Annotated in this window: 19 protein-coding genes and 1 pseudogene; 7 read left to right on the plus strand and 13 right to left on the minus strand. The window is 71.5% G+C overall.

Going from position 1 to position 19,323, the window contains the following annotated elements:
* The first annotated feature begins 275 nt into the window (after positions 1–275).
* From CCN56_RS19465 to CCN56_RS19475, 3 genes are all read left to right on the plus strand, one after another.
* Positions 276–1,154, plus strand: a complete 879-nt coding sequence (locus tag CCN56_RS19465) for a helix-turn-helix transcriptional regulator (RefSeq protein WP_086828503.1) — start codon at positions 276–278, stop codon at positions 1,152–1,154.
* On the plus strand, positions 1,151–1,345 hold the full coding sequence (locus CCN56_RS19470; protein WP_086828504.1) for a DUF397 domain-containing protein: 195 nt from the start codon (positions 1,151–1,153) through the stop codon (positions 1,343–1,345). The genes CCN56_RS19465 and CCN56_RS19470 overlap by 4 nt, the downstream gene beginning before the upstream one ends.
* 70 nt (positions 1,346–1,415) lie before the next feature.
* Positions 1,416–2,012 carry a YdcF family protein gene (locus CCN56_RS19475; RefSeq protein ID WP_373412873.1) on the plus strand — a complete coding sequence of 199 codons (597 nt, stop codon included), beginning with the start codon at positions 1,416–1,418 and terminating at the stop codon, positions 2,010–2,012.
* Positions 2,013–2,142: 130 nt separating this feature from the next.
* On the opposite strand, the gene CCN56_RS19480 is transcribed toward CCN56_RS19475, so the two are convergent.
* The 3 genes from CCN56_RS19480 to CCN56_RS19490 form a co-directional block, all read right to left on the minus strand.
* Positions 2,143–2,448, minus strand: coding sequence for a hypothetical protein (locus CCN56_RS19480; protein ID WP_086828507.1), 306 nt, complete (start codon positions 2,446–2,448; stop codon positions 2,143–2,145).
* Positions 2,449–2,554: 106 nt separating this feature from the next.
* Complete coding sequence (locus CCN56_RS19485; RefSeq protein WP_086828509.1) at positions 2,555–3,427, minus strand: AraC family transcriptional regulator; 873 nt, start codon at positions 3,425–3,427, stop codon at positions 2,555–2,557.
* A gap of 100 nt (positions 3,428–3,527) precedes the next feature.
* On the minus strand, positions 3,528–4,310 hold the full coding sequence (locus tag CCN56_RS19490) for an SDR family NAD(P)-dependent oxidoreductase (RefSeq protein ID WP_086828511.1): 783 nt from the start codon (positions 4,308–4,310) through the stop codon (positions 3,528–3,530).
* 190 nt (positions 4,311–4,500) lie between these two features.
* Between CCN56_RS19490 and CCN56_RS19495 the strand changes: the two genes are divergently transcribed.
* Complete coding sequence (locus CCN56_RS19495) at positions 4,501–5,259, plus strand: 2OG-Fe dioxygenase family protein (protein WP_086828513.1); 759 nt, start codon at positions 4,501–4,503, stop codon at positions 5,257–5,259.
* Between the two features lie 81 nt (positions 5,260–5,340).
* A complete protein-coding gene (locus CCN56_RS19500; RefSeq protein ID WP_086828515.1) occupies positions 5,341–5,958 on the plus strand; it encodes a LysE family translocator in 618 nt (205 codons plus the stop codon).
* Positions 5,959–5,965: 7 nt separating this feature from the next.
* Here CCN56_RS19500 and CCN56_RS19505 read toward each other — a convergent pair whose 3' ends face one another.
* From CCN56_RS19505 to CCN56_RS19535, 7 genes are all read right to left on the minus strand, one after another.
* A complete protein-coding gene (locus CCN56_RS19505) occupies positions 5,966–6,490 on the minus strand; it encodes a YbaK/EbsC family protein (protein WP_086828517.1) in 525 nt (174 codons plus the stop codon).
* A 16-nt stretch (positions 6,491–6,506) separates the two neighbouring features.
* Positions 6,507–7,574 carry an ArsR family transcriptional regulator gene (locus CCN56_RS19510; RefSeq protein ID WP_143664564.1) on the minus strand — a complete coding sequence of 356 codons (1,068 nt, stop codon included), beginning with the start codon at positions 7,572–7,574 and terminating at the stop codon, positions 6,507–6,509.
* A 139-nt stretch (positions 7,575–7,713) separates the two neighbouring features.
* The gene (locus CCN56_RS19515; protein WP_256962048.1) at positions 7,714–8,862 is read right to left on the minus strand and encodes a serine hydrolase domain-containing protein; all 1,149 of its coding nucleotides are present in this window, start codon (positions 8,860–8,862) and stop codon (positions 7,714–7,716) included.
* 95 nt (positions 8,863–8,957) lie between these two features.
* Entirely contained in the window at positions 8,958–9,479 is a 522-nt protein-coding gene (locus CCN56_RS19520) for a hypothetical protein (RefSeq protein ID WP_086828523.1), read from the minus strand.
* Between the two features lie 171 nt (positions 9,480–9,650).
* On the minus strand, positions 9,651–10,403 hold the full coding sequence (locus CCN56_RS19525) for an energy-coupling factor ABC transporter ATP-binding protein (RefSeq protein WP_179199906.1): 753 nt from the start codon (positions 10,401–10,403) through the stop codon (positions 9,651–9,653).
* A gap of 5 nt (positions 10,404–10,408) precedes the next feature.
* Positions 10,409–11,170, minus strand: coding sequence for a cobalt ECF transporter T component CbiQ (cbiQ, locus tag CCN56_RS19530; protein ID WP_086828526.1), 762 nt, complete (start codon positions 11,168–11,170; stop codon positions 10,409–10,411).
* Between the two features lies 1 nt (position 11,171).
* Positions 11,172–12,197: an energy-coupling factor ABC transporter permease gene (locus CCN56_RS19535; protein WP_086828527.1), complete on the minus strand. Its 1,026-nt coding sequence runs from the start codon at positions 12,195–12,197 to the stop codon at positions 11,172–11,174.
* Positions 12,198–12,389: 192 nt separating this feature from the next.
* On the opposite strand from CCN56_RS19535, the gene CCN56_RS19540 reads away from it, so the two are divergent.
* Entirely contained in the window at positions 12,390–12,752 is a 363-nt protein-coding gene (locus CCN56_RS19540) for an SsgA family sporulation/cell division regulator (protein ID WP_086828529.1), read from the plus strand.
* 35 nt (positions 12,753–12,787) lie between these two features.
* On the opposite strand, the gene CCN56_RS19545 is transcribed toward CCN56_RS19540, so the two are convergent.
* Entirely contained in the window at positions 12,788–14,956 is a 2,169-nt protein-coding gene (locus CCN56_RS19545) for an MMPL family transporter (protein WP_086828531.1), read from the minus strand.
* A gap of 118 nt (positions 14,957–15,074) precedes the next feature.
* Complete coding sequence (locus CCN56_RS19550; protein ID WP_086828533.1) at positions 15,075–15,647, minus strand: TetR/AcrR family transcriptional regulator; 573 nt, start codon at positions 15,645–15,647, stop codon at positions 15,075–15,077.
* Between the two features lie 163 nt (positions 15,648–15,810).
* On the opposite strand from CCN56_RS19550, the gene CCN56_RS19555 reads away from it, so the two are divergent.
* The gene (locus CCN56_RS19555; protein ID WP_086828535.1) at positions 15,811–19,113 is read left to right on the plus strand and encodes a S41 family peptidase; all 3,303 of its coding nucleotides are present in this window, start codon (positions 15,811–15,813) and stop codon (positions 19,111–19,113) included.
* On the opposite strand, the pseudogene CCN56_RS19560 reads toward CCN56_RS19555, so the two are convergent.
* Positions 19,110–19,323 (minus strand): annotated as a pseudogene (locus CCN56_RS19560) (GNAT family N-acetyltransferase); the annotation flags it as partial. The gene CCN56_RS19555 and the pseudogene CCN56_RS19560 overlap by 4 nt on opposite strands.

Genomic DNA, 19,323 nt, shown 5'->3' on the forward strand with positions numbered 1-19,323 from the left:
GTAAGCGTTGGCCATGCCCCCGGACCGTGCGCGCGGTCGCGGGGGTCCTTGCTTGCCTGGCATATCGGTGTCGATCGACCGGGGAGACACCACGGCAAGATCACGCAGCGCGCTCGAGCGGTGTGCGCTGCGTCACAGGGAACCACGCTAGGGGTGACTGACTCACTACCGCAAGTAGGCCTCTCGCAAATTTGCGTGCGCCGTGCCGATGGGCATGGGCTGGCTCCGCTTTGCCCCAAAGCGGCACACTGGGCGGAACGTTGAGAGGAGACGCCATGCCCGCAGGTGGGAGGCCGACGGTTCGCAGTCGGCGGCTCGGCTCCGCCCTCAAGCGCCTTCGCGAGGCAGCCGGAGTCGATCAGTCGGTCGCGGCCCAGGCCATCTTGAGGTCGGTTTCCAAGGTGAGCCGACTTGAGAGCGGACAAGCCTCCGCGTCAGCCCTGGAAGTCCGGACACTCCTCGACTGCTACGGAGTCCGGGACGAGGACGAGCGAAACCGCCTTGAGGAACTGGCGCGTGCGAGCAACCAGCGGGGGTGGTGGCTGGACTACCAGGAGACCCTGCGCCCGGACTACGCCGACCACATCACCCTGGAAAGCGACTCGACCTACATCCGGTCGTGGGAACCTTCCCTGATTCCCGGCCTGTTGCAGACCTCCGAGTACGCGGAGTCGGTGATCTCGACCGGCCCCGTCTTCATCGACCCCGACCGCATCGCCGAGTTGGTCAAGGTCCGCCAGGAGCGTCAGCGCAGGATCGAACAGGGCGGGGTCCACTTCACCGCCATCATCTGGGAGCCCGCCATAGCGGCACTCCGCCACGACCCCGCCGTCTGCGTCGGCCAGCTCCGACGCCTGCTCGACGCGGGTCAGCGCCAGAACGTCACCGTGCAGATCCTGCCGGCGGCGGCGAGCAAGACAGCGGGGATGTCAGGCGCGTTCGTCGCCTTCTCGTTCGGGGTCGAACCCACCGTCGAAGCCGTGACCGTGCGCACCGTCACCAACACCACGGTCGTGGAGACCCCCGAGGATCTCGCCGCCTACGCCAACACATTCGATCTACTACGCTCGGCGGCGATGTCCCCCGAGGAGAGCGCGGAGCGTATCCGGCAGATCCTGGGCGATGTGTCAGATCAGATGGAAGAGGCAACGTGACACCCGAGATCGTCAGCGCTTTCCGTAAGTCGTCCTTCTCCGACCAGCAGGGCGACTGCGTCGAGATGGCACACACGTCCACGGAGGGAAGCGCCGTCCGTGACAGCAAGGCGCCCGCTGGGCCGCACCTCTGCTTCGAGGCGGATGCGTGGGCGTCGTTCGTCGATGCGGTGAAGGCCGAGCGGCTGTAGGCGCCCGTTGAAAGCCGTGCTCTCCGAGCGGGCCCGGGAAGACGCCCAACTACTCTGGGACTTCCAGCTGATGGGCCACGAGCCGCGCCCCTGCTCCGTCCTCATCGGGCTCGGGAGTCACGATCTCGGGGTGGCCGATGCGACGGTCCACCTGTATCGGCGGGGGCTGGCGCCGGTCATCGTGTTCACCGGCGCCACCAGTCCGACGACACGGGACCGGATGCCCCGGGGCGAGGCCGAGCACTACCGGGAGCGGGCCCTGGAGTTGGGGGTTCCGGATGGTGTCGTGCTCGTGGAGCCCCGCGCCCGCAACACCGGTGACAACATCCGGTTCTCGCGGGAGCTGCTCGCCGAGCGGGGCGTCGACGTGGCGTCCGTACTCCTCGTGAGCAAGCCGTACGAGGAGCGACGGGCGTACGCGACCGCCCGCAAGGTCTGGCCGGAGGTGGAGGTCGTCAGCGCGTCCTCCGCCATGACGCTCACCGAGTACGTGGGATCCGTTGGGGACGCCCGGCTCGTGCTCGACATGCTCGTCGGGGCCGTACAGCGGCTGATGGCCTATCCGGCGCAGGGGTTCATGATCCCGATGGAGGTTCCCGGTCCCGTGGTCGCGGCCTATGAGCGGCTCCGGGAGCAGGGGTTCACTCGCCGGCTCCTCCCTGTCTAAGGGCGCCATCGAAATGATCTGGGCTTGTGGGTCGTGGCGGGTCGATACGCCGCCAGGAACTGCCTGACGCCGAAGGGGAACCTGTACAGCCGTTGCCGCCCAGGCCCACGCTGGGTCGGCCGTCGGCCCCTCAGAGATGGAGTTCGGTCTCCCAGGGTTCGAAGGGCGGTTCGACCCGATAGCTCGGGTCGCAGCACGCCCGGATCCACTGCGCGACCCGGTACTGCGCGTCTCCGTCATTGAGCACCGTGCCGTTTGCGTCGACTCGCAGCAGATTGCCGTAGATGGCGAAGACCTGCTCCAGTGACGAGCCGGAGTGGAAGACGGTCGAGTGGTAGTCGAAGCCGTCGAGCAGCTCGACGTCGAGGGTGCCGTTCGCCAAGTAGAAGGCGAACAGCCGGAGCGAAGCGCGCACGTCGACAGAAAGATGTTCCACGCGTGCATGGTGCACCACCTCGGCGCCGTCTCAGCCTGATTTCTTGACGACAAGCCCGGGGGACCCGCGCGTTCCGGGGCCGGCGGGTCGCCCGCCCCGGAACGGATCAGACCGTCGTACGGGTCACCGGGATCCACAGGTGGGCGTCGTGGTGGGTCGGGTCGGACTGTGACGGGCGGGTGCGGAGGATCTCCGGGCCCGGGCGGTACTCGTACGGGTTGGACGGGATCCACTGGGCCGCCACATCGGCCCACATCTGCTGGAGGGCCTGTGGGAACGGGCCGGTGTTCTCGAACACCGCCCAGGCGCCGGCCGGGCAGTCCAGGACGTCCAGGTCCTCGGGGAGGTCGGCCGAGGTCGTCACCACCGCGTGGTAGTAGTCCAGTTCGGCGCCCTCCTCGAAGCCGTCCGACAGGCGGACCGTCGCCGACACCACGCCCTCCGGGTCCTGGTCCGACAGGGCGGCGATCCGCAGCATCGTCTCCGGCGGGATGCCCCGGATGTGCTCGGCGATGTGCGGGTTGACGCCCTGGTGGATCAACGGGACGCGGGCCTTCTTGCCGACGACCCGGAATGCTTCCTTCTCCACGATGCGGTACCGCATGGTGCTGTTCCCTTCGACGGTGAGGCGGAAGGAGAGCCGGGGCTGCGAGTTCAGCGCCGCGCCGGTGCGCCTGGCCTCGCCCGGACCGACGCCGTGCACGGCGCGGAACGCCCGGGCGAAGGCCTCTCCCGAGGTGTAGCCGTAGCGGATCGCGATCTCCAGCAAGGTCGGCTCCCCGGCGAGGACTTCGGCCCCCGCGACGGTGAGCCGCCTGCGCCGGACGTACTCCGACAGCGGCATCCCCGCCAGCGACGAGAACAGCCGCCGGAAGTGGTACTCCGACGTGAGCGTGATCCGGGCCAGCTCGGAGACGTCGATCGGCTGGTCGAGGCGGCCTTCCACGTACTCCATGGCCTGGTTCAGTCTGTCCAGCAACCCCCGGCCTCCTTCCCTTTCGTTCACCGACATTAGGAAGGAGCATGCCCGCCGGACCCGACATTCCGTGCCCGCTCAGGTCGGGTCCCGGCGCGGCCCCCTAGTCGCCCAGTACCTCCGCGAAGTGCGTGTTCACCGCGAGCAGGCCGCCGTCCACGCGGAGGGTCGTGCCCGTGATCCAGGCCGCGTCCGTGGAGGCCAGGAAGGCCACCGCCGCCGCCACGTCCTCCGGGGTGCCGACGCGGCCCAGGGGGTACACGCGGGTGGCCAGGGCCGCGAGTTCGGGCTCCTTGCCCGCCCAGGCCCTCGTCGCGATCGTGCCCGGGTTGATCTGGTTGACCCGGACCCCGCGCGGCGCCGCGTCGCCCGCCAGGGTGCGGGTCAGCGACGCCAGGGCCGCCTTCGCCGCGCTGTAGGCGTGGTTGCCGAAGTCCGCCTCCGCGTTGACCGAGCCGATCGTGACGATCGCCCCGCGTCCGCCGGCCGCCGCGAGGTGCGGCAGCGCCGCCCGGGAGCAGCGGACCGCGCCCATCAGCGTGACGTCCAGCTGGCCGGTCCAGCCGTCGTCGGGTTCGTCCTCGAAGCGGTCCCGGTCGGCGGCGACGGGGGCCAGGGCGTTGTTGACCAGGACGTCCAGGCGGCCGAACGCGTGAACCGCGCACGCGACCGCCTCGTCCACCGACGCCTGGTCGCCCACGTCGCAGCGCAGCCCCACCGCCCCGGGGAGTTCCTCCGCCGTCCTCCGCGCCGCCGCCTCGTCGACGTCCGTCACGAGGACCCGCGCGCCCTCCGCCGCGAGCCGCCGGGCGGTGGCCGCGCCGATGCCGCGCGCCGCGCCCGTGACCAGTGCCGCGTACCCCTCGAAACGTTTCGTGAGATCCATGGACCGATCCCAGCATCCTGTGAAACCTTTTCGCAACACGCCGTTCATCGAATTCCCGGACGAATGGTCGGAGACGGCCGGAGAGCGTGAATTCTCGACCATTCGGCCCGGGCCGAAACTCTTTGACACCCGTCCGCCGCCGAGAGCACGATCCACCCGCCGACTATTGCTTTTGACCCAGGGGGAGACAATGGCTTCGCAGCAGCACGGGGACGATTCGTACGAGTCCGGCGTCGAGGAGATCTGCTCATCCCTTTCCTCCCGGAGTTTCGATCTGATCTCCGGCGACAAGGTGAAGTCGCTCCTCCTGCGCCGCTCCGAGACCGCCCTCGACGACCTGGAGCCCTTCCGCGAGAGCTGGTCCCGGATGCCGCTCGACGGGTACATGGCGGACGGTGGGCGCTACCGCCGGCGCCGGCACGCCACGCTGAGCGCGCCCCCGGCGAGCGCCGACTACCGCGTCGAGCCCCACCAGCCGCACTACCAGGGCCTCGACTACAACAACCTCAACGGCGGCGTCGCCCGGCACTACGAGCCGTTCGAGGAGCAGAGCCTGCGCGGCCGCACCATGGACAGCCTGCTCACGCTGGGCTGCGACGTCTTCGGCCGGCTCGCCCCCTACTCGGGCTGGCACATCGAGGCCCACCAGTTCCGCATCGAGGTGAGCGGCGAGGAGGTCGGCCTGCCGACCCCGGAAGGCGTCCACCGCGACGGCGTCACCTTCGTCCTGATGGCGATGATCGGCCGCTCGAACGCCACCGGCGGCGAGAGCACCGTCTTCAACCTGGACAAGCAGCCGGTGGAGAAGTTCTCCCTCACCGACGTCCTCGACGTGGCGCTCGTCAACGACGAGCGGGTCTACCACGGCGTCTCGCCCATCGAGCAGATCGATCCCGCCCTCCCGGCCTCGCGCGACGTGCTCGTGATCACCTACCGTCACAAGCCGTAAGCGTCCGGAGCACGGCACGGCGCGGGGGCGGCCACCACGGCGCCCCCGCGCCCGTTTCCACCTGAGTGAGAAGACGGGAAAATGGGTCAGCTAATCGCCGTAGCGGTCATCACCATTCTGGCAGTCATAAGTCCCGGCGCGGACTTCGCGATGACCGTGCGGAACAGTTATCTGTACGGGCGGACCGCCGGCGTCCTCGCCGCCGTCGGTATTTCCCTGGGCGTTCTCGTCCATGTCACCTACACCATGCTGGGCGTGGGACTTCTGGTGACCCGTACCCCGATGCTTTTCACGGCGATGAAACTGATCGGCGCCGCGTACCTGGTGTACATCGGGTACAAGACCTTCGTCGCCAAGGCCCAGGTGGACATCGACCTGTCGAGCGACGCCGGCCTCTCGAAGGCGGGGGCGCTGCGCACCGGCTTCCTGACGAACGCGCTCAACCCGAAGACCATGCTCTTCGTGCTGAGCACCTACACCCAGGTCGTCAGCGCCGACACCCCGCTCTTCCAGCAGATCGGCTACGGCCTGTTCATGTCGCTCGCGCACCTGGTCTGGTTCGCGCTGGCCGCCGTGCTCTTCTCCAACCAGTCCCTGCGCACCCGGCTGTTGCAGCGGCAGAGCGTGCTCAACAAGGTCATCGGGACCATCCTCGTCGGCCTGGGCATGGTGCTCGCCCTCACTCCGTCCGTGGCCTGAGGCGCGGTCAGGAGGAGACCCGTTCGACGCGCGGCTCGGCGATCGTCCGGTAGTCCTCGGTGGCCAGGGCCAGCGAGCGGTCGAGCCGGGCCGCGTTGAAGAAGAACTCCGGGTGGACCAACAGGTCCGGGTCCACGATCAGTTCGAGGCGCTCGTCGAAGGCGAACGGCAGGATCGTCCCGCTCGGGGAGCCCGCGAGCTCCTCGGCGATCTCCGGGGAGGCGAAGGAGACGTACGTGCCGCCGTACAGCGCCTTGACGGCGTTCAGGTCGATGCGCCGGTCGCCGGGGACCACGACGAGCGCGAAGCGCTTCTCCTTCTTGCCGATCTTCACCATGGCGATGATGCACTTGGCCGCCCGGTCGAGCGCGTGGCCCCGGAGCGCGCTGACCGCCTCGGTGGCGCCCTCGGGGGCGTGCTCGATCACCCGATAGGCCGCGCCGCGCTCGTCGAGCAGGGCGAGCAGCTTCTCGTACGTGTCGACGCCCGCGGCGTCCGTGACACCCGCGGCGTCCGTGGCATCCGTGGCCATTCGGTTCCTCCTGGTTTCAACTGGTCTGGTTCTCCGGCGCGTTGACCCTACGCCTGTTGTCCATGTGTCGGAGCAGCGCGACACCCGCCCCGTCCAGTTCGTACAGCACCCGTACGCCCTCCCTGCGCCGTCGCACCACGCCCGCGGCGACCAGGGCGGTGAGGTGCTCGGAGACGGTGCTCGGGGCGAGGCCCAGGGCCGCGGCGAGGTCCGAGGTGGTGGTGGGCGCGACAAGGCCGCGGACGACGCCGGCCCGGCTGCGGCCGAGCAGGATCTCCAGGCGGTCCCCGCGCGCGGGCCCCTCGGCGGGGCCCCGGCGGCCCGGTGGGGGCGCCTCCCCGAGCAGGACGGCGGCCCCCTCGGCCTGGTAGGCGACGGCCGTCGTGCCGTCGGGGGCGGACGCGGAGTACGGGGCCCCCTTGCCGAACACCAGGGGGACGAGGAGCAGTCGGGAGACGCACGGCACCGCGGTCCGGCCGCTCACCACGGGCCCGACGTGCAGCCTCAGCACGTCACCTTTCCGGGTGAGCCGCCGTCCACGCAGGGAGCCGAGCAGTCGCTCCGGGCCCTGCGTGGCGAGGATCCGGGCCCGCAGCAGGATGTCCTCCTCCGTCGCGACCCGCAGGGGAGCGGCGTACGGGGCCAGGGCCGCCCGCCAGTACCGGGGGATGAACTCGCACAGCTCGGCGAGGCGCGCCGTCGGGTCCGCGTACAGGGTCCCCAGCTCGGCGGGGACGCCCTGCGGGAACCACCGCTCGAGCTCCTCCCGGACGCGGGCCGGGGGAACGGCGGCGAGGGCCGCGAGGTCCGCCGTCAGCTCGCCCCTGGACGGGTCAGGGACGGCGAGGAGGAAGGAGGGGAGGGCGCCGCCGCGGACGCGGTACAGATGGACGAGCCAGCCCGGGATGGTCACCCCGGCCCGGGTCAGCGAACGGCGGGCCGCCCGGTCCCAGTTGGTGTACGGCCAGGGCGCGAGGCCGCGCCGGGTGGAGAGCAGCCCGATGCTGCCGTACGTCTCCCAGAGCCGGCTGTCGGCGATCCGGACCGTTCCGTATCCGGACCGCCGCAGCGGAATCTCGATCACCACGCACCCCCGCGCCCGCTCCATGGTCGGTGGAGCGGGCACACGGTATCGGCCAGGTGGCCGGGGACGACCCGTCGGCCGCTCACAATGTCAAGTCGCCGCCGGGGGAACGCATTTCAGCCTGAGGAGGCCCTCTTTTTCAGCCCGTCACCGAGCGCACCGCGCGCGGGTCGGCCGTGACCGTCTTCCGCATGCCGTTGGTGACGTACCCGAAGGCGATCCCCGCGTCCGGGTCGGCGAAGCCGAGGGAGCCGCCGCGGCCCGGGTGGCCGAAGGAGGACGGGCCGAGGAGCGGGGAGGCCGGGCCGTGCAGCATGTGGCCGAGGCCGAAGCGGGTGCCGACCAGGAGGACCTGGTCCGGGCCCGCGGACTCCTCCGTACCGGCCAGGGTGAGCGTCGCCGGGGCGAAGAGGCGTTCGGCACCGTCGACGGGGCCGAGGGTGGCGGCGTAGAAGCGGGCGAGGGCGCGGGCGGTGGCGACGCCCGCCGAGCCGGGCAGTTCGGCGGCCCGGTAGACGGGGTCGTTCTCGTCGGGCTTGGGGTCGATGACCCCGAAGGCGCGCCGGGTGAGGGAGCCGGGGTCCTGGTAGGCCTCGGTGACGGAGCGCTTGGGGCGGAGCTTGAGGGCGCCGCTGCCGGGCGGGTCGATCTCCTCGACGGGGCCGAGCCGGCCGACCCGGTGGGTCTCGGCCTCGGGCAGGCCGATCCACAGGTCGAGGCCGAGGGGGCCGGTGATCTCCTCGGCGACCCAGCGGCCCATGGTGCGGCCGGTGACCCGGTGGACGAGGCCGGAGAGCAGCCAGCTGAAGGTGTGGGCGTGGTAGCCGTGGGCGGTGCCGGGTTCCCAGGCGGGGGCCTGGGCCGCTATCGCGCGCGTGGCGGTGTCCAGGTCGACCGCCTCGGCGAGGGTGAGCGGCTGGTCGAGGACGGGAACGCCGGCCCGGTGCGCGAGCAGCTGCCGCACGGTCACGCGGTCCTTGCCGTGGGCCTTGAACTCGGGCCAGTACGAGGCCACGGGGGCGTCCAGGTCGAGCAGCCCGCGCTGGTGCAGGAGCAGGGGGACGGCGGCGGAGACGCCCTTGGTGGCGGAGCGGACGACCTGGGCGGTGTCCGCCGTCCACGGATCCGTGCCGTCGACGTCCTTCGTGCCCGCCCACAGGTCGACGACCCGCACGCCGTCCCGGTGGACTGCGACGGCCGCGCCGCGCTCGCCCCGCTGCTCGAAGTTGCGCAGGAACGCGTCCCTGACCGGCTCCCAGCCCGCCGCCACCGTGCCCTGGACGTCCACCTGACCCACACTCCCTTTCGTACGAAAACCGGCTCCCATGGTGCAACGCGAGGGGAGAAGGCCGGATTCCGGGGTCAGGTGGACGTCGGGGTCCGTCAGACGAGGTTGAACGTGACGCTCCTCACGAGCCTGGGGGTCGTGAAGAGCGTCTCGGAGTGGAGCGAGCCGCGAGCCTTGTCGTACCTCCCGGTGCCGCCGGTGATCGCGTTGTCGAAGGGCCCCTGGGAGAGGTAGTTGTAGTACATCCCCTGCACGGTGATCTGCCCCTCCGGGAGGGTGTAGGTCACGATGCACTGCTCCGCTTCATCGACCACCATCGGGTCCCCGCTCCGGGTGGTGGTGCAGGTGCCGTCGACGTCGCCGACCTTGTTGTCCGCCTCGTCGAGGAGGTCCGAGTGGATGACGACCCGATCGCCCTGCTGGACGCTGCCGGGGATGACGGGGGTGACGGGGAAGCGGTGCAGCTCCTGCACCACGGACCGGAGCGTGAAGGTCCGGGCCTTGCCCCCGGCGTGGGCGGCACCGGTGTCCGTCGCGGCGGCGCCCGCGACAGGGGCGCAGGCGAGGAGGGTGACCAGCGCGGCCGCGCCGAGACAGGCGGATCTGATGGGGCGCATCGTGCGACTCCTGAGGTTGACGTTCGGGAATGACCGTGATGACCGGATGGCGAACTCTCATCCGATTGCGTTCGATTCCCTTCATAACCTCGGCTCCGCCGCCGCACGGAGCACCCCGGCACGACCCACCGGCATGTCCAGCCGGTCGGACCAAACCGGGAGGCCCTCGGATCAGGCGACGGAGCTCGGTACGAAGCCGAAGGGCAGCTCCAGGCGGTGCCGGGCCATCGTCTCCTCGTCCGAGAGGATCGCGGCGGTCGGGCCGTCCTCCGCGATGACGCCCTCGCTGAGGATGACCGAGCGCGGGCAGAGCTCCAGGGCGTACGGCAGGTCGTGGGTGACCATGAGGACGGTGACGTCCAGCGCCTTGAGGATGTCGGCGAGCTCGCGGCGGGAGGCCGGGTCCAGGTTGGAGGACGGCTCGTCGAGGACGAGGATCTCCGGTTCCATGGCGAGGACGGTCGCGACGGCGACCCGGCGGCGCTGCCCGAAGGAGAGGTGGTGCGGGGGCCGGTCGGCGAACTCCGCCATGCCGACCCTCGCGAGGGCCTTCTGGACGACCGCTTCGAGCTCGGCGCCCCGGACGCCGGCCGCCGCCGGGCCGAAGGCCACGTCCTCGCGGACGGTCGGCATGAACAGCTGGTCGTCGGGGTCCTGGAAGACGATGCCGACCTTCCGCCGGATCTCCGCCATGTGCTTCTTGCCGACCGGAAGCCCGGCGACGGTGACGCTGCCCGCGCCGCCGGTGAGGATGCCGTTGAGGTGGAGGACGAGGGTGGTCTTGCCGGCGCCGTTGGGACCGAGGAGGGCGACGCGTTCGCCGCGCCCGACGGTCAGGTCCACGCCGAAGAGGGCCTGGTGGCCGTCGGGGTACGCGTACGCGAGGCCGGAGACTTCGAGCGAGGGGGCGGTCACGGGGTCCATCCCAGTCATAGGGTCCATCCCAGGAGGCAGATCAGGAGTGCGGAGAGCGGCAGGGCGGCGGCGTACGCCCACTGGGCGCGGGTGGCGGTGACCTCGTCGATGACCGGCATGGTGCCGCTGTAGCCGCGGCTGACCATGGCGAGGTGGACGCGTTCGCCGCGCTCGTACGAGCGGATGAAGAGCGCGCCGGCGGACTTGGCGAGGACGCCCCAGTGGCGGACGCCCTTCGCCTCGAAGCCGCGCGAGCGGCGGGCGACGGACATGCGGCGCATCTCGTCGGTGATGACGTCGCCGTACCGGATCATGAACGAGGCGATCTGGACGAGCAGCGGCGGCAGCTTGAGGCGCTGGAGGCCGAGGACCAGGGCCCGCAGTTCGGTGGTGGAGGCGAGGAGCACGGAGGCGGCGACGCCGAGGGTGCCCTTGGCGAGGACGTTCCAGGCGCCCCACAGGCCGGGGACGCTCAGCGGGACCCCGAGGACCTCCGTCTGCTCGCCGGGGACCACGAAGGGCATGAGCAGCGCGAAGGCGACGAACGGGATCTCGATGAGGAGCCGTCGCAGCAGGAAGCCGGCCGGGACGCGGGCCCGTCCGGCGACGACGCCGAGCAGGACCGCGTACAGGGCGAAGGCCCAGACGGCCTCGCGGGGCGTCGAGACGACGACCACGACGAAGCCGAGGACGGCGGCGAGCTTGGTGTGCGGGGGCAGCTCGTGGACCGGCGAGTGCCCGTGCCGGTAGAGCTTGTGCGCGTGCCCCGCCCCCATGTCAGGCCTCCAGGGTGGCGGTCTTGCGGCGGCGGACGACCCAGAAGGCGCCGCTGCCCACGGCCAGGGTCGCGCCGACGCCGATCGCGCCGGCGAGGCCGCCGGAGAGGCGGGGGGCCTCGATGCCCTTGACGCCGTAGTCGGCGAGCGGGGAGTCCGCGGCGGCGTGCGGTTCCTGCTTGGCGTCGATGCCCTGGTCGGCGGCGACCTTCTCCAGGCCGTCGGGGCTGGCGGAGGCGTAGAAGGAGACGAAGCCGGCGAGGACGAGGGCGGTGACGACGCCGCCGATCCACAGCTTCTTCGGGGAGCCCTTCGCAACGGGCCTCGCAGAAGGAACCGCGTCGACCAGCTCGCCGTCCACGCGGAGCTTGAGCGGCGCGGTCAGGCCGCGGGCGCCGTACACCAGGTCGGGGCGGACGGCGACGACGGCGCCGACGGTCAGCATGGTGATGACGGCCTCGCCGGCGCCGATGAGGACGTGCACGCCGACCATGGCCGTGAGGACCTTGGAGACGGGGACGTCGGTGGTGCCGCCGATCGCGTAGATGAGGGTGAAGACGGTCGCCGCGGCCGGTACGGAGACGAGCGCGGCGGCGAAGGACGCCACGGTCACGGAGCGGCGGGTGCGCGGCAGGACGAGGACAAGGCCGCGGAAGAGGGCGTAGGCCACGACGACGGTGACGACGCCCATGACGGTGATGTTCACGCCGAGGGCGGTGAGGCCGCCGTCGGCGAAGAGGATGCCCTGCATGAGCAGGACGACGGCGATGCACAGGACTCCGGTCCAGGGCCCGACGAGGATCGCGGCGAGCGCCCCGCCGAGGAGGTGTCCGCTGGTCCCGGCGGCGACCGGGAAGTTCAGCATCTGGACGGCGAAGATGAAGGCCGCGACGAGACCGGCGAGCGGGGCCGTCCTCTCGTCGAGTTCCTTACGGGCTCCGCGCAGGCCGGCGGCGACGGCGCCGGCGGCGACGACACCGGCGGCGGCCGATACGGGGGCGTTGATGAATCCGTCGGGTACATGCACGTCCGGAATGATAAGGCGTTCCTGCGAATGGCTTGCAAGAGCGCATCGATGACAGGACGGCGGCACACGGGGGGGCGCGTGACCCTGGCCACACCCCCGGCCGCATGCGCATGCGGCGCGCGCTCGCCGGGAAGAAGAAGGGACATTGGACGACAATTAGTCGACAAGAGGACAAAACGTGAGGAGCCCCCGATGGCCGGCGCGCACGACCGCAGAGTCGACGACCACGCCAAGGGACGCATCATCAGCGACGCCCCGCTCTCCCGCCCGGTCCCGGTGTCCCTCCGTTACGATCCCGACTCCTCCCCGGCGACGGTCCGCTTCGGCTTCCCCGGCGCCGTCGAGTGGTCCTTCCCGCGCACCCTCCTGGAGACCGGCATGCGCGCCCCGACCCGCCGCGGCGACATCGGGGTCTGGCCCTGCGGCCGCGTCCAGACGGTCGTCGAGCTCCACACGGGCGACGGCGGGGTCACCGTCGTCCAGTTCGACACCACGGCCCTGCTCCGCTTCCTGAAGCACACGTACGCCGCCAGTACGTCGATGACGACACACTGACGGCGTACGGATCAGGCGTACGAAGCGGTCCGGCGTCAGACCTTCACGAGGTCCGGCTTCGCGGCACCGCCCTCGCTCGCGGGCGCGGACTTCGCGAGGCCCTCGCCCTCCACGTCCACGTTCGGCAGGATCCGGTCCAGCCACTTCGGCAGCCACCAGGCCTTGCGGCCGAGGAGCGCGAGCACGGCCGGGACGATCGCCATGCGGACCACGAAGGCGTCGAAGAGGACCGCCGCCGCGAGGCCGAAGCCGATCATCCTGACCATCTGGTCGTCCATACCGATGAAGCCGGAGAAGACCCCGATCATGATCACGGCGGCGGCGGTGACCACCCGGGCGCTGTGCCGGAAGCCGGTCACGATCGCCTCGCCGGGCCGCTCGCCGTGCATGTACGCCTCGCGCATCCGGGTGACGAGGAAGACCTCGTAGTCCATCGCGAGACCGAAGACGACGCCCACCATGAAGATCGGCATCATCGACATGATCGGGCCGGTCTGCTCGATCCCGAAGAGGCTGCCGAGCCAGCCCCACTGGAAGACCGCGACGACCGCGCCGAGCGCCGCGACCACCGAGAGCAGGAAGCCGAGGGCCGCCTTCAGCGGGACGAGGACCGAGCGGAAGACCAGGGTCAGGAGCACGAAGGCGAGGCCGACGACGAGCGCCAGGTACGGCACGAGCGCGTCGTTCATCTTCTGCGAGAAGTCGATGTTCATCGCGGTGGCACCGGTGACGAGGACGTCGTCGCCGGTGGCATCGCGGATGTCGTGGACCAGGCTCTCGGTGGCGGTCGAGGACGGGCGGTCCTTCGGGATCACCGTGATCATGGCGGCGTCGCCGGCCTTGTTCGGGGTGGCCGGGGTGACCGCGGCCCAGCCGTCGAGGCCCTTGATCGTGGAGACCGTCTTGTCGGCGGTCGCCTTGTCGCCGTCCACGACGACGAGCAGCGGGCCGTTGAAGCCGGGGCCGAAGCCGTCGGACAGGAGGTCGTACGCCCGGCGCTCGGAGGTGGACGTCGGCTTCACGCCGTCGTCCGGCAGGCCCATCTCCAGGGAGGAGGCGGGCACGGCGATCGCGCCGAGGCCGAGGACGCCGACGATCAGCACCATCAGCGGGCGGCGGATGACGAAGCGGGCCCAGCGGGTGCCGCCGTTGGGCTTGTCGCTCTTCGCGGGAGCCGTGCCCTTGCGCTGCTTGCGGCCGACGACCTTGTTCCCGGCGAAGCCGAGCAGCGCGGGGATCAGGGTGAGCGCGATCAGTACGGCGATCACGACCGTGCCGGCGGCGGCGAAGCCCATCTTCGTCAGCATCGGGATGTTGACGACGGCCAGGCCGACCAGGGCGATGACGACGGTGAGTCCGGCGAAGACGACGGCGGAGCCGGCCGTGCCGACCGCGCGGCCCGCGGCCTCCTCGTGGTCCCGGCCGTCGGCGAGCTCCGCGCGGTAGCGGGAGACGATGAAGAGGGCGTAGTCGATGCCGACGGCGAGGCCGATCATCGACGCGAGGATGGAGGTCGTGGTGCCGAGGTCCAGGACGTTCGCGAGCGCGCTGACCGTCGAGACTCCGATGCCGACGCCGATGATCGCGGTGAGCAGCGGGAGCCCGGCCGCGACGAGCGAGCCGAAGGTGACGACGAGCACGACGGCGGCGATGACGATGCCGATGGCCTCGCTCGCGCCCTGCTCGGGCGCGCTCTGCAGGGCGTCGCCGCCGACCTCGACGGTCAGCCCCTTGCCCTGGGCGTCGTGACCGGCGTCCTTGAGGGCCTCGCGGGTCTCGTCGGTCAGCTCCATCCCGTTGACCTTGTAGGAGACCGAGACGTAGGCGGTGGAGCCGTTCTGCGAGACGGCGTGCGCGGTGTACGGGTCGGTGACCTGGACGATCTGGTCCGAGCCGGACTTGAGCGCGGCGACGGTCTCCTCGACGACGGCCTTGTGCGCCGGGTCGGTCATCTTCTCGCCCGCGGGGGCCTTGAAGACGACGCGGGCGGTGGCCCCGTCGGCTCCGGCGCCGGGGAAGCGCTCTTCGAGCAGGTCGAAGGCGCGCTGGGCCTCGGTGCCGGGGATCGAGAAGGAGCTGGAGGTCGGGGTGGGGGCGGTGGCGGCACCGACGCCGGCGAGGGCGAGGAGCGCCACCCAGAGGAGGGCGACGAGCCGGCGGCGCCGGAAGGCGGCGCGGCCCAGCTTGTAGAGGAACGTGGCCACGGGGGCGTACTCCCAGGGTGGGACGGGACAGGGCATGGGGAGCCGGCCCGACGGCGTGAGCGGTTCGTCGTCAGGTGGAGATCGGGTGGAGATCAGGTGGTACGGGTGCTGCGGGTGGTCAGGCGCCGAGTGAGGGGAGCACCACGGCGTCGAAGTAGGCGCTGAGGAAGGCGCGGTCGACCGGCTGGTCCTCGATCAGCGGGCGGGCGATGAACGCACCGATCAGCATGTGCGGGACGAGCTTCAACGCCGGGTTGTCGGCGTCGACCTCGCCCCTGCGAACCGCTCGGCGCAGCACCTCGTCGAGGCCGTTCATCTCGGGTTCGATGAGCAGCTCGCGCAGCGCCCTGTGCAGTTCGGGGTTGGTGTGGACGGCGTGGGCGAGACCCCGCATCAGCGCGGCGTCCCTGTCCATCTGGCAGTCGTCGGTGTGGGCGATCATCTCCTGGATGTCGCCGCGGAGCGAGCCGGTGTCGATCTCGGCGATGTCGACCGGCTTGTTGTGCCGCATCGCCCGGGCGACCAGCTCCGGCTTGCTCCCCCACTGGCGGTAGAGGGTGGCCTTGCTGGAGTGGGTGCGGGAGGCGACGGCGTCCATGGTGAGGGCGTCGTAGCCGACCTCGCGGAGGAGTTCGAGCACGGCCGCGTACAGCTCGGACTCCCGCTCGGGAGTGAGTCTGCTGCGTGCCATGGCCGGTCTCCGATCCGAACGAAACGGTTTCGTACACCACGACGATATACCCACCCCCTCAGCGAAACGAAACCGTTTCGTACGTGTCCTGGGCCACACCCCCGAGGACGCCCGCATACACGTACGAGTTGCCTCACCCCCTCCGCGCGGAAAGCATGAGGAGGTGAGTGACGACGTCGCGTATCTCCGTTTTCCGCACCTCCACGACGACCTGCTGTGCTTCGTAGCCGAGGACGACCTGTGGATCGCCCCGCTCGCCCCCGAGGGCCGGCGCCCCGACCGGGCCTGGCGCCTCACCGTCGACCGGACGCGGGTCGGGCACCCGCGCTTCTCGCCGGACGGGCGGCACATCGCGTACACGAACTGGCGCAGCCTCGACCCCGAGATCCATCTCGTCCCCATCGACGGCGGCACCGCCCGGCGGCTGACCTACTGGGGCTCCACCGACACCCGGGTCTGCGGCTGGACGCCCCCCGACAAGGACGGCCGCTCCGACATCCTCGCCGTCTCCTCGCACGGGCAGCCCTTCTCGTACTACTCCTGGGCGTACACCGTCCCCACCGACGGCTCCCCCGGCCTCCGCCTGCCCTGGGGCCCCGTCTCGGACATAGCGGTCACCGACGACACCGCGATCACCGGGAACGACGGCGAGCGCCGCAGCCTCCTGCTCACCGGGAAGCCGCCGCACGAGCCGGCCGCCTGGAAGCGGTACCTGGGCGGCGCCACCGGCCGCCTCTGGCTCCACGGCGAGCGGCTGCTGCCCGACCTCGGCGGGCACATCGACGCCCCCATGACCGTCGGCGGGCGGATCGCCTTCCTCTCCGACCACGAGGGCATCGGCAACCTCTACTCCTGCCTGCCCGACGGCACCGACCTGCGCCGCCACACCGACCACGACGACTTCTACGCCCGGCACGCCTCCAGCGACGGCCACCGGGTCGTCTACCAGTGCGCGGGCGAGCTGTGGATCGTCGACGCCCTCACCGCCGACTCCCGCCCCCGCAAGCTCGAGGTGCGGCTCGGCGGCCAGCGCGTCGGCCGCCGCTCCTACCAGGTGCCCGCCGCCCACCACGTCGACGCGGTCTCCGTCGACGAGACCGGCCGGGCCTCCGCCGTCTCCGTGCGCGGCAGCCTGTACTGGCTGACGCACCGCGACGGCCCCGCCCGCACCATCATCGACTCCCCCGGCGTCCGCGTCCGGCTCCCCGAGATGCTGGGCAGCGGCGGCCAGGTCGCGTACGTCACCGACGCCGAGGGCGAGGACGCCGTCGAGGTCGCCTACCTGCCGCGCGCCAGCGGCGACCGGCCGCCCCGCAGGCTCGCCTCGGGCGACCTCGGCCGGGTCGAGGAGCTGGTGTCCGACCCGGACGGCGAGCGGCTCGCGATCGCCTCCCACGACGGCCGGCTCCTCCTCCTCGACGCCACCGAGGAGTCCAACGGCGAGGTCACCGAGCTGATCCGGTCCGTCAACGGACCCGTCCGCGACCTCGCCTTCTCCCCCGACGGCGACTGGCTCACCTGGTCCCACCCGGGCATCGGCCGCTCCCTGCGCTCCATCAAGATGGCCCGGATCTCGGGCCCCGGCGCCCGTACCGTCGTCGACGTCACCAACGGCCGCTTCGAGGACGAGAACCCCGTCTTCACCCGCGACGGCCGCTACCTCGCCTTCCTCTCCTGGCGGGGCTTCGACCCGGTGTACGACGTGCACACCGGCGACCTGTCCTTCCCGCTCGGCTGCCGCCCCTACCTCGTCCCGCTCTCCTCCGCCACGCCCTCCCCCTTCGCGCTGCTCCCCGACGGGCGCCCGGCGGCCGGCGGCCTCGACCCCACGGACGACGACACCGAGACCGCCGACGGCACCGTCACCGTCGAGATCGAGGGCCTCCCCGACCGGGTCACGCCCTTCCCGGTCGCCGCCTCCAAGTACTCGGCGCTGCACCCGGTCAGCGGCGGCGGCCTGGTCTGGCTGCGCTGGCCCATCTCGGGCGCGCTCGGCGAGACCTTCGCCAACCCGGCCGACACCTCCGGCAAGCCCACCCTGGAGCACTTCTCCATCACCAAGGCCCGCAAGAGCGAACTCGCCAAGGACCTCGACTGGTTCGCGGTCAGCGGCGACGGCACCCGGCTCGTCGTCGCCGACGACGGCGAACTGCGGGCCGTGCCCGCCACCGAGTCCGGCGACGGCGACTCCACCGTCTACCTGGACCTGCGGCGCATCCTGCACGAGATCGACCCGGGCGCCGAATGGCGGCAGGCCTTCGACGAGGCCGGCCGGATCGTCCGCGCCTACTTCTGGGAGCCCGACATGGGCGGCGTCGACTGGACGGCCGTCCTCGACCAGTACCGGCCGCTCGTCGAACGGGTCGCGTCCCCCGACGAGTTCGCCGACCTGCTCCGCGAGGTCATGGGCGAACTCGGCACCTCGCACGCGTACGTCACGCCCGCCCGCCGCAACGAGGGACCGCCGCACTACCAGCGGCCGATGGGCCTGCTCGGCGCCAACCTCGTCCCGCGGGAAGCCGGTTGGACGGTCAAACGCATCCTCCCCGGCGAGTCCTCCGACTCCAAGGCCCGCTCCCCGCTCGCCGGCACCGGCATCCGCGAGGGCGCCGTCCTCACCCACGTCGACGGCCGGCCCGTCGACCCGGTCACCGGCCCCTACCCACTGCTCTCCGGCACCGGCGGCACCACCGTCGAGCTCACCTTCACCCCCGCCGAGGGCGAGGGCCGCGCCCGCCGCGTCGCCGTCGTCCCGCTCATCGACGAACGGCCCCTGCGCTACCACGACTGGGTCGCCAAACGCCGTGCGGTGGTACGGGAGATCAGCGGCGGCCGCTGCGGCTACCTCCACATCCCCGACATGGGCGGCTCCGGCTGGGCCCAGTTCAACCGCGACCTGCGCTGGGAGGTCTCCCGGCCGGCCCTCATCGTCGACGTGCGCGGCAACGCCGGCGGCAACATCAGCGAACTCGTCGTCGAGAAACTGACCCGCAAGATCCTCGGCTGGGACCTCACGAGGAACGCCCAGCCCGTGTCGTACGCCTCCAACGCCCCGCGCGGCCCCGTCGTCGCCCTCGCCGACGAGGCCACCTCCTCCGACGGCGACATGATCACCGCCGCGTTCAAGCTCCTCGGCCTCGGCCCCGTCGTCGGGCAGCGCACCTGGGGCGGGGTCGTCGGCATGACCGGCCGCCACCGGCTCGGCGACGGCACGCAGATCACCGTCCCGATGAACGCGGCCTGGTTCCCCGAGTACGGCTGGTCCCTGGAGAACCACGGCGTCGAACCCGACCTCGCGGTCCTGCGCACCCCCCTCGACTGGGCCGAGGGCCGGCACGCCCAGCTCGACGACGCGGTCCACGTCGCCCTCGCACTCCTCGACGAGACCCCGGCGGCGAGCCCCCCGGGCTACGAGTCACTGCCGGACCGCTCCAGGCCGAAACTGCCGCCGAGGCCCGGCGCCTAGACGGTCGTCAGGTCCAGCTCGTACGCGGTGCACGGCTCGCCGTCGAGCGTCACGCCGCCCACGGCCCCGAACCCGGCCCGGGCGAGCACGGCGCTCGACGCGTCGTTGCCCACGGTCACGACGGCGGTCAGCCGGCTGAGCCCGTACTCCTCGACGGCCAGCCGGCACACCTCCCGCACCCCCCGGGTGGCCGTCGAGGAGTACGGGCTC

Origin of the sequence: Streptomyces sp. NRRL B-24572 (assembly GCF_002156145.1) — a bacterium.
GTDB lineage: Bacteria > Actinomycetota > Actinomycetes > Streptomycetales > Streptomycetaceae > Streptomyces > Streptomyces vietnamensis.

Bases quoted from the DNA above. Each gene is read 5' to 3' on its own strand.
- CCN56_RS19465 (WP_086828503.1), top strand. From the start codon at position 276: ATGCCCGCAGGTGGGAGGCCGACGGTTCGCAGTCGGCGGCTCGGCTCC.
- CCN56_RS19475 (WP_373412873.1), top strand. From the start codon at position 1,416: ATGGGCCACGAGCCGCGCCCCTGCTCCGTCCTCATCGGGCTCGGGAGT.
- CCN56_RS19490 (WP_086828511.1), bottom strand. From the start codon at position 4,310: ATGGATCTCACGAAACGTTTCGAGGGGTACGCGGCACTGGTCACGGGC.
- CCN56_RS19495 (WP_086828513.1), top strand. From the start codon at position 4,501: ATGGCTTCGCAGCAGCACGGGGACGATTCGTACGAGTCCGGCGTCGAG.
- CCN56_RS19500 (WP_086828515.1), top strand. From the start codon at position 5,341: ATGGGTCAGCTAATCGCCGTAGCGGTCATCACCATTCTGGCAGTCATA.
- CCN56_RS19505 (WP_086828517.1), bottom strand. From the start codon at position 6,490: ATGGCCACGGATGCCACGGACGCCGCGGGTGTCACGGACGCCGCGGGC.
- CCN56_RS19520 (WP_086828523.1), bottom strand. From the start codon at position 9,479: ATGCGCCCCATCAGATCCGCCTGTCTCGGCGCGGCCGCGCTGGTCACC.
- CCN56_RS19525 (WP_179199906.1), bottom strand. From the start codon at position 10,403: ATGGACCCCGTGACCGCCCCCTCGCTCGAAGTCTCCGGCCTCGCGTAC.
- cbiQ (WP_086828526.1), bottom strand. From the start codon at position 11,170: ATGGGGGCGGGGCACGCGCACAAGCTCTACCGGCACGGGCACTCGCCG.
- CCN56_RS19540 (WP_086828529.1), top strand. From the start codon at position 12,390: ATGGCCGGCGCGCACGACCGCAGAGTCGACGACCACGCCAAGGGACGC.
- CCN56_RS19550 (WP_086828533.1), bottom strand. From the start codon at position 15,647: ATGGCACGCAGCAGACTCACTCCCGAGCGGGAGTCCGAGCTGTACGCG.